General features: G+C 73.8%; 11 protein-coding genes and 1 pseudogene. 2 read left to right on the top strand and 10 right to left on the bottom strand.

All coding sequences use genetic code 11. The features are described from left to right. Window positions 1-4: 4 nt before the first annotated feature. Window positions 5-664, top strand: coding sequence for a TetR/AcrR family transcriptional regulator (locus IE242_RS33830; protein ID WP_189866283.1), 660 nt, complete (start codon window positions 5-7; stop codon window positions 662-664). A 191-nt stretch (window positions 665-855) separates the two neighbouring features. Here IE242_RS33830 and IE242_RS33825 read toward each other — a convergent pair whose 3' ends face one another. The 3 genes from IE242_RS33825 to IE242_RS33815 form a co-directional block, all read right to left on the bottom strand. Beyond that, window positions 856-1875, bottom strand: a complete 1020-nt coding sequence (locus tag IE242_RS33825) for a DUF2510 domain-containing protein (RefSeq protein WP_189866281.1) — start codon at window positions 1873-1875, stop codon at window positions 856-858. Between the two features lie 87 nt (window positions 1876-1962). After that, on the bottom strand, window positions 1963-3117 hold the full coding sequence (locus tag IE242_RS33820) for an anhydro-N-acetylmuramic acid kinase (RefSeq protein WP_189866346.1): 1155 nt from the start codon (window positions 3115-3117) through the stop codon (window positions 1963-1965). After that, window positions 3108-4427: an MFS transporter gene (locus IE242_RS33815; RefSeq protein WP_189866279.1), complete on the bottom strand. Its 1320-nt coding sequence runs from the start codon at window positions 4425-4427 to the stop codon at window positions 3108-3110. The genes IE242_RS33820 and IE242_RS33815 overlap by 10 nt, the downstream gene beginning before the upstream one ends. Window positions 4428-4707: 280 nt before the next feature. Here IE242_RS33815 and IE242_RS38730 point away from each other — a divergent pair. Then, window positions 4708-7391 (top strand): annotated as a pseudogene (locus IE242_RS38730) (ATP-binding protein). A 68-nt stretch (window positions 7392-7459) separates the two neighbouring features. On the opposite strand, the gene pcaDC reads toward IE242_RS38730, so the two are convergent. The 7 genes from pcaDC to IE242_RS33775 are packed head-to-tail and all read right to left on the bottom strand — an operon-like array spanning window position 7460 to window position 13956. Beyond that, complete coding sequence (gene pcaDC, locus IE242_RS33805) at window positions 7460-8587, bottom strand: bifunctional 3-oxoadipate enol-lactonase/4-carboxymuconolactone decarboxylase PcaDC (protein ID WP_189866277.1); 1128 nt, start codon at window positions 8585-8587, stop codon at window positions 7460-7462. Next, window positions 8584-9915: a 3-carboxy-cis,cis-muconate cycloisomerase gene (pcaB, locus tag IE242_RS33800; protein WP_189866275.1), complete on the bottom strand. Its 1332-nt coding sequence runs from the start codon at window positions 9913-9915 to the stop codon at window positions 8584-8586. Before pcaB ends, pcaDC begins: the two co-directional genes overlap by 4 nt. After that, window positions 9912-10517, bottom strand: a complete 606-nt coding sequence (gene pcaG / locus IE242_RS33795; protein WP_189866272.1) for a protocatechuate 3,4-dioxygenase subunit alpha — start codon at window positions 10515-10517, stop codon at window positions 9912-9914. The genes pcaB and pcaG overlap by 4 nt, the downstream gene beginning before the upstream one ends. Before the next feature lie 6 nt (window positions 10518-10523). Then, on the bottom strand, window positions 10524-11297 hold the full coding sequence (gene pcaH, locus IE242_RS33790; protein WP_189866270.1) for a protocatechuate 3,4-dioxygenase subunit beta: 774 nt from the start codon (window positions 11295-11297) through the stop codon (window positions 10524-10526). 9 nt (window positions 11298-11306) lie between these two features. Continuing rightward, window positions 11307-12509 (bottom strand): thiolase family protein, encoded by a 1203-nt coding sequence (locus IE242_RS33785; RefSeq protein WP_189866344.1) that lies wholly within the window; start codon window positions 12507-12509, stop codon window positions 11307-11309. Window positions 12510-12511: 2 nt separating this feature from the next. Next, window positions 12512-13201, bottom strand: coding sequence for a 3-oxoacid CoA-transferase subunit B (locus tag IE242_RS33780; protein WP_189866268.1), 690 nt, complete (start codon window positions 13199-13201; stop codon window positions 12512-12514). Beyond that, window positions 13201-13956 carry a CoA transferase subunit A gene (locus IE242_RS33775; protein WP_189866266.1) on the bottom strand — a complete coding sequence of 252 codons (756 nt, stop codon included), beginning with the start codon at window positions 13954-13956 and terminating at the stop codon, window positions 13201-13203. The genes IE242_RS33780 and IE242_RS33775 overlap by 1 nt, the downstream gene beginning before the upstream one ends. Between the last annotated feature and the right edge of the window lie 192 nt (window positions 13957-14148).

Genomic DNA, 14148 nt, shown 5'->3' with positions numbered 1-14148 from the left:
AGCCATGACGTCGCAGGCAGCGGGCGGTCCCGGGCCGGAGTCGGCCGTCGCCTCGCGCCGCTCCAAGCTCACGCCCGAGCGTGAGCGGGAGTTCTTCGACGCCGTGCTCGACCAGATCCGCGAGTGCGGCTACGAGGCGGTGACCATGGAGGGCGTCGCCGCGAGCACCCGCTGCAGCAAGTCCACCCTGTACCGTCAGTGGAAGACCAAGCCGCAGTTCGTGGCGGCCGCGCTGCGCGCCAGCCGCTGCCCCCGGTTCGCGGACATCGACACCGGCTCCCTCGCCGGGGACCTGCGCGAGGTGGCGCGGGAGGGCGGCACCCGGTCCGGCCGGGACACACGGCTCCTCCAGGCGCTGGCGCACGCGATCACGCAGGACGAGGAGCTGCAGCGCGCGCTGCGGGACGCCTTCGTCGAGCCGGAGCTCGCCGCGCTGCGGAAGATCATCGACCGTGCGGTCGCCCGGGGCGAGATCGCCGCGGACCACCCCGCGCTGGAGTACGTGCCCGCGCAGATCCTGGGCGTGCTGCGGATGCGCCCGGTGCTGGACGGGCAGTACGCGGACGAGACGTATCTCACCCGGTTCGTGGAGGCAGCGGTGCTCCCGGCGCTCGGGCTCGGCCCCACGCCGCCGGGCGACAAGCCGTCGGAGGACGGCACCTAGAACCCGGGCCGCCGTCCGAGGGATGACCGGACGCGCGGACCCGGCCGCGCCGCACCGTGGGGACGGGGGCGGCGCGCACCCCCCGGCCGGGTGGGGTCCTTCTTGAGCGGAGAGGGATCCCACCCGGCTGAAGCCTCGTGGCCGGCGCCGCGGCTCGCCGGCTGTTCCGGGCCGCCGCTGCGCGCGGCCCGTCAGACGTTCTGGCCGCTGCCGCCGCCGGAGACCTTCTTGATGCCCTCGGTGATCTCGTCGATGACGGCCTGCCCGGGCGCGCCGGAGCCGGCGTCGGTGCCGAAGCGGACCACGACCAGCCGGTCGGGGTCGGCGGGCGCCGGGAACACGAGCGACTGGACGTACCCGTCGGCGCCCTGCTGCGTGACGACCTTCCAGCGGACCGCGTAGCCCTTCTGCCCGGCCACCGTCACCGCCTCGGAGACGAGTTCCTCATGCGAGGTGATCTTCCCGTAGGTCGTGCCGCCGTAGGATTCCTCGGCGTTCTCCTCGATGTCCGCCTTGGCGGCGGCCTCGGCCGTGGTCGCCTCCAGGCCCAGCGCCTCGGCCGGTGCCGAGTAGGCGCCCCCGGGCGTGCACGACTTGGAGGTGTCGCCGGGGCACTCGTAGGCGCCGTCGGCCGTGATCTGAGCACCCACCGAGAGCGCCGAGGCCGACCAGCCGTCGGGTACGGGGATGCCGATGCCGTTCATCGAGTCGACGGCGTACCCGTCCTCGACCTGCGGCTGCGCGGACCCGCCCGGCGCCGGCACACCGCCGTCCGAGCCGCCCGAACCGCCGCCGGGTCCCCCCTGGCCGCCTTGTCCGCCCGGTCCTTCCTGTCCGCCGGGACCGCCCTGGCCGTTCTGCCCGCCCGGACCCTGGGAGGAGCTCGCGGAGTTGTCGCCGTCGTTCGCGGTGAGGGCGTACGTGCCGATGCCTATGCACCCCAGGACCACCGCGGCCACGCCGACGGCGATGCCGGTGTGCAGGCCGCGCCGCGCGCCGGGCGCCGGAGGGACCGGGCCGGGCGGGTAGGGGGCGTACGGGCCGGCGGCCGGCGGCTGCGCCGGTGGACCCCACGCGGCGTCGGCCGGGGCCGCCTCCGCGGGCCGGATCCGGTCCGTCCATGCGTTGCCGTCCCACCAGCGCTCGGTGGCGGGGCCGTCACTTGTCTGCCCCGGGTCGGGGTACCAGCCGGGAGGAGTCACCTGCGTCATGGGGCCACGGTATGAGGTCAGGCTGAAAAGCGGATGAGAGGGGCCGCGGCTGCCGGCCGGCCCCTGCTCCCGTGTTCCGTCAACCGCTCACGTCACCACCAGCCGCACCGGCGCCCGCCCGGCGCGCGGCACCACCGGCAGCCCGCCGCGTCCGGGGGTGACCGACCCGAGCACGCTCGCGTGCCGCGCGCCCGTGCTCACCGGATCGGTGCCCGGCAGCCCGTGCACCGTCAGGAAGCCCAGCACGGCGAACGCGTACGCCTCCTTCGCGGCCGCCGGCAGGCCCAGCGCGTCGGAGACGCGCAGCGGCACGCCCGGCAGCTCCTCGCCCAGCATGCGTATCAGCACCGGGTTCCGGGTGCCGCCGCCGGAGGCGAACACCTCCGTGGCCCGTACGGAGCGCACCGCGTCCGCGACCGTGCGGGCGGTGAGCCGGGTGAGCGTGGCGACCACGTCCTCCGTCGGCAGTCCGGGGAACCCCGCCAGCGCGGCGCGCAGATGACCGCCGTGGAACAGCTCCTTGCCCGTCGTCCTGGGCGGCGGCAGCGCGTAGTACGGCTCGTCGAGGAGCCGGGTCAGCAGCGGACCGTGCACGGTGCCCCGGGCGGCGAGGGCGCCGTCCACGTCGTACGGCAGACGCCCGCCGGTGCGCTCGCGTACCGCCGTGTCGAGGAGGGCGCATGCCGGCCCGGTGTCGAACGCGGTGCCGTCCGGCGCGGTCAGGTTGGCGATGCCGCCGAGGTTCAGCGCGACCGGGGTGCCCGGCCGGCCGCGCAGCCACAGCAGGTCCACCAGGCTCACCAGGGGGGCGCCCTGCCCTCCGGCGGCGATGTCGCGCGGCCGGAAGCCGGAGACCACCGGCAGTCCGGTCGCCTCGGCGATCCAGGCGGGCTGCCCGATCTGGAGGGTGCCGTGCACCGTGCCCCGGTCGGCCCAGTGGTACACGGTCTGGCCGTGCGAGGCCACCAGCTCCGCGCGCCCGCCGCACAGTTGACGGTCCGCCTCCGCCGCGACCGCCGCGAAGGCCCGCCCGATCAGCGTGTCGAGCCGGCAGACCGCCGCGAGGGTGGTGGCCGCCGGGGGCAGGGCCGCGGCCAGCGACGCGCGCAGCCCGTCGTCGTACGGCTCGCCGAGGTGCCCGAGCGGCCTGAGCGTGAGCGTGTCCCCGGCGAGCTCCAGATCCGCCGCCGCGGCGTCGACGGCGTCGTACGACGTGCCCGACATCAGCCCGATCACCCGCACCTCCGCCCCCTCGGCCCCCTCGGCTCCCTCGACCCCCCTGGCTTCCACGGCTTCCCCGGCTTCCTCGACGGCAGGAGCGCGAGCGCGCTCACCGCGCACGTCGCCGCCGCGTAGTACGCCGGGATGTCCACGTTCCCCGTCCGCTCGATCGTCTCCGTGATGATCAGGCCCGCGCTGCCCGAGAAGACGGCGTTGGACAGGGCGTAGGCCAGGCCCAGGCCCGTGTAGCGGACGGTCGTCGGGAACATCTCGGCGAGCATGGTCGGACCGGGTCCCGCCATCAGCCCCACCACCGCGCCCGCCAGGCACACCGCCGCGCCCTTGGCCCCGTTCGGCGTGCCCTCGTCCTGCAGCAGGCCGAGCAGCGGCAGCGCGAGCGCCGTGACCAGCAGCGCGCCCGCCAGCATCACCGGCCGCCGCCCGACCCGGTCGCTGAGCCACCCCGCGGGGACGATGGTGAGGGCGAAGCCGAGGTTGGCCAGCACCGTGGCCACCAGCGCCTGCTGGAACGTGGCGTCCAGGCTGCTCTGCAGATAGGAGGGGAGGACCACGAGGAAGGTGTAACCGGCCGCCGCCCAGCCCATGATGCGCGCGGCGCCGAGGGCGATCGCCGCCGCGACCGCGCGGGGCGGCGGCCGCACCGCCGCCCGCTCCGCCCGGAACGCCGGCGTCTCGTCCAGCCGCAGCCGCAGCCACAGCGCGCCCAGCCCGAGCGGCAGCGTCAGCAGGAACGGCAGCCGCCAGCCCCAGGAGTTCAGCTCCTCCGTGCTGAGGACCGTGGCCAGCAGTGCCGCCACCCCGGCCCCGCCCAGCAGCCCCAGCGCCACCGTGAACGACTGCCACGACCCGTACAGCCCGCGCCGGCCCGGCGGGGCGAACTCCGTCATCACCGACACCGCGCCGCCGAACTCCCCGCCCGCGGACAGTCCTTGCAGCACGCGCAGGAAGGTCAGCAGCCACGGGGCGAGGACGCCGACGTCCGCGTACGTGGGCAGCGCGCCGATCAGCGTCGTCGCGCCCGTCATCAGCGAGATCACCAGGATCAGCACCGGGCGGCGCCCGAACCGGTCACCGAGCCGGCCGAACAGCGCGGCGCCGACCGGCCGGAAGAAGAAGGCGAGCGCGAACGACGCGTACGTCTTCACCAGGGCCTCGATCTCGCTGCCGCCCTCCGGGGTGAAGAAGCGGGCCGCGATGACCGTGGCGAAGTAGCCGTAGACGCCGAACTCGTACCACTCGATGAAGTTGCCCACCGAGCCCGCCAACAGCGCCCTGCGGGATGCCCTGGGGGAGGGCGCGGAGGTGGTCATGCCGATTCCTCCCGGAGAGGGCCGGAGACGGGGCGGAGGGCGGAGGGCGGAGGGCGGAGGACGGAGGACGGGCGGACGATGTTGGAAAATAAGCTTCAGTTCAGCGGCTGTTGACTGTCAATAACTTTCACCACGGCTGGTCGGTGGCCTGTCGCGTCGTCCCCGGATGTCCCGTGTCACCCGTGATGGCCACAGGTGTACCGACCGTCCGCCATCGCGGCCACAGGACGGCTACGCTCGAAAGCCGTACGTCGTTTGGGCGACCTGGGGAGGTAGCGGGATGACGGAGGCAGCGCCGGGAGCGGTCGCCTCGGCCTCCCTGTGGGAGCGCGACGAGGAACTCGCAGCCGTCAGAGAGGCCGTCGACGCCCTGCGCGAGGACCACGCCTCACGGGGGAGCCTGCTGGTCTTCAGCGGCGAGGCCGGGATCGGCAAGACAGCGCTCCTCGGCGAGACCCGCCGGATGGCGGAGGCCCTCGGCTGCACCGTGTGGGCGGCGCGCGGCGGCGAGACCGTCACCTCCGTTCCCTTCAATGTCGTACGGCAGCTGCTCCAGCCCGCGCTCGTCTCGCTCATGCCCGACGAGGCACGGGAGTACCTCGGCGACTGGTACGGCATCGCCGGACCCGCCCTCGGCATAGCGGAGCCGGGCGACCGGCAGGCCGACCCGCAGGGCGTGTGCGACGGACTCGTCGCGGCCGTCACCCGGCTCGCCCGGCGCTGCTGGCCGCTCGTCCTGCTGGTCGACGACGCGCACTGGGCCGACCAGGAGACCCTCCAGTGGCTGGCCGCGTTCACCGAGCGCCTCACCGAGCAGTCCGTGCTCGTCGTGGTCGCCCACCGGCCGGGCGAGGCCGGCGGCGAGCGTGCCCGGCACCTCGACGCGGTGGCCGCCGCGGCGGCCCGCCCGGCGGCCATGCTGAGCGCGCTGACCCCCGAGGCGACCGCCGGGCTCACCCGCGCCACGGTCGGCGCGCAGGCCGACGCCCCGTTCTGCCGCGAGGTGTGGGCGGTCACCGGCGGCAACCCGTACGAGACGGTGGAACTGCTGGCCAAGGTCCAGGACAGCGGCCTGGAACCGGTCGAGGGCTCGGCGACGGAGCTGCGCGCCCTGAACCGCTCGGCACGCGGCCGCGGTCTGGTCGCCCGCCTGGAGGGCCTCGGCATCGATGCCACCCGCTTCGCCTGGGCCGCCGCCATCCTCGGCACCGGCATCTCCGTGGACCTGGTGGCCACCCTCGCCACCATGCGCCGCGAGGACGCCGCGCGCTGCGCCGGACTGCTCACCGCGGCCCGCATCCTCTCCCCGACCGACCCGGCGGCCCGGCGGCCCGGCGGTTCGGCGACGGCGAGCTGGAGTTCGTCCACCCGCTGATCGCCAGCGCCGTCTACAACTCCATCCCGGACGCGCTGCGCACCGCCATGCACGGCGTCGCCGCCCAGGTCGTCGCCGACTCCGGCCTCGGCGCCGCGGCCGCCTCCCGGCACCTCCTCGAAGTGCACCCGGACGACGACGCCGAACTGGTCCAGCAGATGCGCGAGGCCGCCCGCGAGCACCTCGCCGTCGGCGCCCCCGACGCGGCCCGCCGCTGCCTGGAGCGGGCCCTGCTGGAACCGCCCGAGAGGCACATCCACGCGCGCGTGCTCTACGAGCTGGGCTGCGCCACCCTGCTCACCTCGCCCGCCACCACCATCGAGTACCTGCAGGCCGCGCTCGCCATGCCCGGCCTCGACGGCGACGTACGCGTGGACGCCGTCTACCGTCTCTCCCAGGCGCTGCTGCACAACGACCAGCTGGAGGAGGCCGTCCGCACCGTCGACGCGGAGGCCGCCCGGCTCGGCCCCGGACCCGCCCGGATGCGGCTCCAGGCCGTGCACTACATGTGGGAGGGCATTCACGCGGGCGAGGGACACTCACCGGCCCGTTCCCGCGAACTCGCCACTCTCGCCGCCACGTGCACCGGCCGGGACAACTCCGAGCGCGCGCTGCTGATCCTGCGCGGCTTCGACGCCATGACCCGCGGCGAGAACGCGGAGGAGGTCGTCGAGTTCTGCGACCACGCCCTCGTCAACGGCCGGCTCGCCCCCGGACTCGGCTGGACCGACACCGAGTGGGGCATCGAACTGCTGCTGATGCTGGCCAACTGCTACGCGTACGCGGACCGGCTCGACCGCGCCGAGAGCCTCTACACCGAGGCCCTGCACGCCTATGAGACCGCGGGCTGGAGCGGCGGCCACCTCTCCCTGGCGCACGCCTACGTCGGCCTCGGGCACCGCAGACGCGGCAGGCTCCGGGAGGCCGAGACGTCCCTGCGCGAGTCCCTGCGCATCGCCGAGCGGGTCGGCCGCGGGCTGCCGCTGTACTGGACCGCCACATGCAACCTCGTCGACACGCTGCTCGCCCGCGGCCACGTCGACGAGGCGTGGGAGATCGCGGAACGGTACGGCTTCGCACCGCCGTACCCCTCCACCATCGTGCTGCCCGACTGCCGCACCGTCCGCGGCCGGCTGCTGCTCGCCACCGGCCGCCGGGAGGACGGCGTCAACGAACTGGAGGCCGCGGAGAAGGCCGCCATGGCCCGCGGCCACCACAACACGGTCCTGGCGCCCTGGGCCGGCGAGCTCGCCCGCGCGCTGGCCGATGAGGACCCGCGCCGCGCGGCCGAACTCGCCGTCGCCGTACGCCGCCAGGCCGAACGCTTCGGCACGGACACGGCCATCGGCGAGGCCGTCCGGGTGGCCGCGGCCCTGGAGACCGGCCCCCGTGCCGTCGCGCTGTACGCCCAGGCGGTCGCCTACCTGGAGGCGTCCCCCTGCGCCTACGAGCACGCCGCGGCCCGCGTGGAGCACGGCGTCGCCGCCCGCTCGGCCACGGAGGTCCGCAAGGGCCTGACGCTGGCGCGGTCGTGCGGGGCGGACGGACTGGTGGCCCGGGCGCGGCAGACGCTCGAGGAACTGCCGTAGCGCGATGTGACGGTGGGGGTGGAGGAACGCGGATCCGCGTTCCTCCACCCCCACACCCGCTCATCTCGTCAGGCCCGCTCCCCGTCCTCCTCCGCGAGCACCCGCTGGGCCACCGCGAACGCCGAGTTGGCGGCCGGGACCCCGCAGTAGACGGCCGTCTGCAGCAGTACCGCGCCGATCTCCTCCGGGGTGAGCCCGTTGCGCCGGGCGGCGCGCACATGCATGGCCAGCTCGTCGTAGTGACCGTGCGCCACCAGCGCCGTCATGGTGATCATGCTGCGCTCGCGGCGCGCCAGCGTCGGGTCCGTCCAGATCTCGCCCCATGCGTAGCGGGAGATGAAGTCCTGGAACCGGGCCGTGAACGCGGTCTGCCGGGACTGCGCGCGGTCCACGTGCGCATCGCCGAGGACCTCCCGGCGCACTTCCATCCCCCGCAGGGCGCCGCCGGAGAAGTGCGTGCGCAGCGCCGTCAGCACGGCCTCCGGGCGCTCGGCGGGAGCCAGGTGGGAGGCGCCGGGGATCTCGACGAGGGCCGCGCCGGGCACCGCGTCGGCGATCTCCCGCAGATGCGCGGGCGGTGTCGCCGGGTCCTCCCGGCCCGCGATCAGCAGGGTCGGAACGGAGATCTCCGCGAGCCGGTCGCGCAGGTCGAACGCCGCGAGCGCGTCACAGCAGGCGGCGTACGCCTCCGGGTCGGCGTTCCGGTGGTCGTCCACCAGCCGGGGCACGGCGAAGCCGGGCGTGAACCAGCGCGCGTCCGCCGACTCGGCGAGCCCGGCCAGGCCCTCGCGGCGGACCAGCTCGGCCCGCTCCTCCCACGGCTTCGAGCCGTTGAAGTGGGCCGACGAGCAGATGACGGCCAGGGACGACACCCGCTCGGGGTGGTGCAGGGCCAGGTGCAGGCCCACCGCGCCGCCCAGGGAGACACCCGCGTACGCGAACCGCTCGACGCCGAGCGAGTCCGCGAGCCGCAGCACCAGGCCGGCGAGGTCGCCCACGGTCGCCCCGGCGCCGACCAGGCCGGCCGCCGAGCCGCCGTGCCCGGGCAGGTCCCAGCGCACGACCCGGTGCGCGGTCGACAGCTCGGGCGCCACCTTGTCCCACAGGGCGTACGAGGTGCCGAGCGAGGGGCCGAGGAGCAGCGGGGGAGCGCTCTCGGAGCCTTCGGTGCGGTGGTGCAGCAGTGCGTGTGTCAACGTCGCTCCAGAGCGCGGTCGATCAGGGCTCCGGCGGAGCCGGTGTAACGGGCGGGGTCGGTCAGCTCGCCGAGGTCGACGTCCTTCAACTCCGACTCTTCCGCCAGGAGTTCGGCCAGCGACCGGCCCTCGCTGTAGGTGCGCTTCGCGGCCTCGGTGAGGAGTTCCTTGGCGCGGGCCCGGCCGAGCACCGGGGCCAGCTCGGCGGCCAGCCGCTCGGAGACGATCAGTCCGTGGGTGAGGTTCAGATGGCGGCGCATGGCGTCCGCGTGCACCTGGAGCCCCTCCGCCAGCTCGGTGGCGTCCCGGGCCGCGGCCCCGGCCAGCCGGAGCAGGTCGCGCAGCGGCTCCCACTCGGCGTGCCAGGCGCCGGCGGGGCGCTCGTCCTCGGCGGCCAGTGAGCCGTACAGCGTGGCCGCGAGCTGCGGGGCGCGCCGGGCGGCCGCGGCGATCAGCGTGGACCGTACGGGGTTCGCCTTGTGCGGCATCGCGGACGAGCCGCCGCCGCTGCCCTCGGAGACCTCCGCGATCTCGGTCCGGGCGAGGACGAGCACATCGGCCGCGATCTTCCCGAGGGCGCCCGCGGTGAAGGCGAGCGCACCGGCGAGGTCAGCGACCGGGGTGCGCAGGGTGTGCCAGGGGAGGAGGGGTTCGGCGAGGCCGAGTTCCCGGGCGTACGCGGCGGTCAGCTCCGTCGGGTCGGACGCGCCGAACGCGGTGAACGCCGCCAGCGTGCCCGCCGCGCCCGCGAGTTGAGCGGGCAGACCGTCCCGTACGGCCGTGAGGCGGTCCCGTGCGTCGAGGACCAGCGCACGCCAGCCCGCCGCCTTCAGCCCGAACGTCGTCGGCACCGCGTGCTGGGTGAGCGTCCGGCCCGGCATCGCGGTGTCGCGGTGTTCCGCGGCCAGCCGGGCCAGCGCGCGTTCCGTGCGGGCCAGGTCCTCCAGGGCCGGGCCGAGCGCGCGCACCGCGACCAGCATCATGGCGGTGTCCATGATGTCCTGGCTGGTCGCGCCCCGGTGGACGTACGGGCCGTACTCCTTGCCGACCGCCTCGGTCAGGTCCGCGACCAGCGGGATGACCGGGTTGCCGCCGCCGCGGGCGCGCGACGCGAGGGACCGTACGTCGAAGCGGCCGACGTCCGCCGCCTCCGTCACCGCGGTCGCCGCCCCGTCCGGGGCGAGCCCGAGCGAGGCCTGCGCGCGCGTGAGGGCGGCCTCCGCGTCGAGCAGCGCCCGCAGGAACGCGGTGTCGCTCGTCGCGGAGGCGGCCGGGGAGCCCGTCCAGCCGGGGGCCAGCAGCCCGCCGTCGGAATCGGCAGGGATCACGTGAACTCCAGGAAGACCGTCTCGCCCTCGCCCTGAAGGCGGATGTCGAAACGGTACGTGCCGTTGCCCTGGTCCTCGGCGATCAGCGTGTCGCGGCGCTCCGGCGCGAGCTGCGCCAGCAGCGGGTCCGCGGCGAGCGCCGCCTCGTCGCCCGGCAGGTAGATGCGGGTGAACAGGTGCACGAGCAGACCGCGCGCGAAGATGCACGCGCTGATGTACGGGGCGCTCTGCCCGCGGGCGCCGGGCCGCAGCGTGTGCGCGTACCAGTGGCCGTTGGCGTCGGTCTGGATGCGGCCGAAGCCGGTGAACTCCACGCCGTTGCGGCCGAGGAACCCGCCGCTCGCGGGGTCGCGGCGCATCGAGCCGTCGGTCGTGGAGATCTTCCCGTCCGGGTCCGGCCCCCACAGCTCGACGAACGCGTCCGGCAGCGGCTTGCCCTCGCCGTCCAGCACATAGCCCTGGACGGTGATGGTGTCGGGGTGGTTGAGGGGCGCGATGTCACCGCCGCCGGGGAAGGGGAGCGCGTACCCGTAGAACGGGCCGACCGTGTGCGACGGGGTGGGCAGCACGTTCTCCGGGCTGCTGGTGTCGATCTTCGTCATGGCGGGTCAGCGACCTTCCTCGATCCAGGTGGCGTTCGGGCCGTCCAGCACGATGTCCCAGTGGTAGCCGAGCGAGAACTCGGGCACCGACAGGCTGTGGTCGTACGTGGCGACCAGCCGCTGCCGGGCCGCGTCGTCCGTCACCGACTGCAGGATCGGGTCGTACGGGAACAGCGGGTCGTTCGGGAAGTACATCTGGGTCACGAGCCGCTGTGTGAACGCCGAGCCGAAGAGGGAGAAGTGGATGTGGGCGGGGCGCCACGCGTTGACGTGGTTGCGCCACGGGTACGGGCCCGGCTGGACGGTGGTGAAGCGGTAGAAGCCGTCGTCGTCCGAGAGCGTGCGGCCCACACCGGTGAAGTTCGGGTCCAGCGGGGCGTCGTGCTGCTCGCGCTGGTGGGCGTAGCGGCCCGCCGAGTTCGCCTGCCAGATCTCGATGAGCTGGCCGCGCACCGGGCGCCCGTCGCGGTCCAGCAGCCGGCCGGAGACCGTGATGCGCTCGCCGATCGGCTCACCGTTGTGCTGCCGGGTCAGATCGTTGTCGATCTCGGTGATGTCGCGCTCGCCGAAGGCGGGGGAGGACAGCTCCACCAGCTCCGGGTCCTTGGTGACGTCGATCTGGACCGGCGGCTGTTTCGGGTGGCGCAGGGTGGAGGAGCGGTAGGGGGCGTAGTCGCGGCGCGGGTGGTGCTCCACGGGCGCACCGGCGGCGACGCGCTTCTCGTACGCGGCGTGGTTCTCCGCGATCTCCTGGTCCATGTCCTGCTGGGTCAGAGTCATCAGTGGTTCCTACCGTTCGAGAACGAGGGCGAGGCCCTGGCCGACGCCGATGCAGAGGGTGGCGACACCGGTGCCCGAACCCTTGCGGGCGAGCTGGTGGGCGACGGTGCCGGCGAGGCGGGCACCGGAGGCGCCGAGCGGGTGGCCGAGGGCGATGGCGCCGCCCTGCGGGTTGAGGACCGCCGGGTCGAACTCGGGCCACTCGGCCACACAGCCGAGGACCTGCGCGGCGAACGCCTCGTTCAGCTCCAGCACGTCCAGGTCGGCGAAGGACCTGCTCGCCTTGGCGAGCGCGCGGTTCGTCGCCTCCACCGGGGCGAGCCCGAAGTACTGCGGGTCGATGGCGGAGACCCCGGTCGCCGAGACCCGGGCGAGCGGCTCACGGCCGGTGGCCTTCAGGCCCTCCTCGTCGACCAGCAGCAACGCGGCGGCGCCGTCGTTGAGCGGGGAGGCGTTGCCCGCGGTGACGGTGCCGTTCTCCTTGCGGAAGGACGGCTTGAGCTTGGCCATCGCCTGGAGGGAGGCGTCCTGGCGGACGCACTCGTCGGCGGCGTACAGCACCGGGTCGCCTTTGCGCTGCGGCACGGGCACGGCGGCGAGCTCAACGTCGAACAGGCCCTCGGCCTGCGCCTTCGCCGCCTTCCGGTGCGAGGCGAGCGCGAACTCGTCCTGCTGCTCACGGCCGATCTTGTGCTTGTCGGCGATGAGCTCGGCCGACTCGCCCAGCGGGATCGTCCACTGCGGGTCCATCCTCGGGTTGACCATGCGCCAGCCCAGCGTGGTCGAGTACAGCTCGGCGTGTCCGGCGGGGAACGGCTTGTCGCTCTTGGGCAGCACGTACGGGGCGCGGGTCATCGACTCCACACCACCGGCCAGCGCGATGTGCGCGTCCCCGAGGGCGATGGCGCGGGCCGCCTGGATCACGGCCTCCAGACCGGAAGCGCACAGCCGGTTGACGGTCACGCCGGGCACGGAGGTGGGCAGACCGGCGAGCAGGGCGGCCATGCGGCCGACGTTGCGGTTCTCCTCGCCGGCGCCGTTGGCGTTGCCGAAGTAGACGTCCTCGATGCGGGAGGGGTCCAGGTCGGGCATACGGGCGAGGAGTTCGCGGATGGCATGCGCGGCCAGGTCGTCGGGGCGGACGGAGGCGAGGGCGCCGTTGTAGCGGCCGATGGGGGTGCGGACGGCATCGACGATGTAGACGTCGCGCAGACTCATGACGAAATCTCCTCGTTGAGCGTTTCGAGTTCTTCTGCTGCTGCCGCGATCTCTTCCGTGATACGGACCTTCGCGGCGGTCTTGGCGACGATCTCGTCGACGGTGACGCCCGGCGCGGTCTCGACGAGGACCAGGCCGTCCTCCGTGACGTCCAGGACACCGAGGTCGGTGATGATCCGGTTCACGCACGCCTTGCCGGTCAGCGGCAGCGCGCACTCCTGAAGGATCTTCGGCGAGCCGTCCTTCGCGGTGTGCGTCATGACGACGATGACGGTGCGGGCACCGTGCACCAGGTCCATCGCCCCGCCGATACCGGTGATCATCTTGCCGGGGATGGCCCAGTTCGCCAGGTCACCGCCGGCCGACACCTGCATGGCACCGAGCACGGCGACGTCGATGTGCCCGCCGCGGATCATCGAGAACGACAGCGACGAGTCGAAGAAGGACGCGCCCGGCAGCACCGTCACGGTCTCCTTGCCCGCGTTGATCAGGTCGGGGTCGACCTGGTCCTCCGTCGGGTACGGACCGGTGCCCAGGATGCCGTTCTCCGACTCCAGGACCACCTCGACGTCCGCCGGGAGGTAGTTGGGGATCAGCGTCGGCAGGCCGATGCCGAGGTTGACGTACTGGCCGTCCTTGAGCTCGCGCGCGGCGCGGGCGGCCATCTCCTCACGGGTCCAGGACATCAGTTGCTTACCGTCCGCTTCTCGATCATCTTGTTCGCCGCCTGCTCGGGCGTGAGCGCGACCACGCGCTGCACGAAGATGCCCGGCAGGTGCACCGCGTCCGGCTCGATCTCGCCGGGCTCGACGAGCTCCTCGACCTCGGCGATCGTCACCTTGCCCGCCATCGCCGCGAGGGGGTTGAAGTTCCGCGAGGACTTGCTGAAGACGAGGTTCCCGTGGCGGTCGCCCTTGGCGGCCCGGACGAGGGCGAAGTCGGTGCGGATGCCGCGCTCCAGCACGTACTCGGTGCCGTCGAACTCGCGGACCTCCTTCGGTGGCGAGGCCAGGGCGACGCCGCCGTTGCCGTCGTAGCGCCAGGGCAGTCCGCCGTCGGCGACCTGCGTGCCCACGCCGGCCGGGGTGTAGAAGGCGGGGATCCCGGCCCCGCCGGCCCGCAGCCGCTCGGCCAGGGTGCCCTGCGGGATCATCTCGACCTCGAGCTCACCGGCCAGGTACTGCCGCGCGAACTCCTTGTTGGCGCCGATGTACGACCCGGTCACGCGCGCGATCCGGCCGGCCGCCAGCAGCACCGCGAGCCCGGACTCCATCGCGCCGCAGTTGTTGGAGACCACGCTCAGCCCGCCGGTCCCGCGCTCGTACAGCGCCTGGATCAGTACATTCGGCACGCCGCTCAACCCGAACCCGCCGACCGCCAGCGACGCGCCGTCCGGCACGTCCGCCACCGCCTCAGCGGCTGTCGGCACCACCTTGTCCATCGGTACAGCCCCATCTCTCGATGCAGAAAATAGTCAGCGCACTGATTATTTCCGCGAGGTTTCCCGTACGCTGCCACTCCCCGGGGCGACCGTCAAGACCTTGAAGAAAAACCTGGTCAACGCCACAAGGGAAGCGGCAGGACTCTGGGGACATGCACACGGTCACCCGCTATCGTTCAGTACACGGAACGA

Origin of the sequence: Streptomyces poonensis, assembly GCF_014650915.1 — a bacterium.
In the GTDB taxonomy this organism is placed as follows: Bacteria; Actinomycetota; Actinomycetes; order Streptomycetales; family Streptomycetaceae; genus Streptomyces; species Streptomyces poonensis.
This window is presented reverse-complemented; position numbering and strand designations above follow the sequence as displayed.

Coding starts and splice junctions, on each gene's coding strand:
- IE242_RS33780 (WP_189866268.1), bottom strand. CDS start 13,201: ATGTCCTGGACCCGTGAGGAGATGGCCGCCCGCGCCGCGCGCGAGCTC.
- IE242_RS33830 (WP_189866283.1), top strand. CDS start 5: ATGACGTCGCAGGCAGCGGGCGGTCCCGGGCCGGAGTCGGCCGTCGCC.
- pcaH (WP_189866270.1), bottom strand. CDS start 11,297: ATGACTCTGACCCAGCAGGACATGGACCAGGAGATCGCGGAGAACCAC.
- IE242_RS33775 (WP_189866266.1), bottom strand. CDS start 13,956: ATGGACAAGGTGGTGCCGACAGCCGCTGAGGCGGTGGCGGACGTGCCG.
- pcaG (WP_189866272.1), bottom strand. CDS start 10,517: ATGACGAAGATCGACACCAGCAGCCCGGAGAACGTGCTGCCCACCCCG.
- IE242_RS33825 (WP_189866281.1), bottom strand. CDS start 1,875: ATGACGCAGGTGACTCCTCCCGGCTGGTACCCCGACCCGGGGCAGACA.
- IE242_RS33815 (WP_189866279.1), bottom strand. CDS start 4,427: ATGACCACCTCCGCGCCCTCCCCCAGGGCATCCCGCAGGGCGCTGTTG.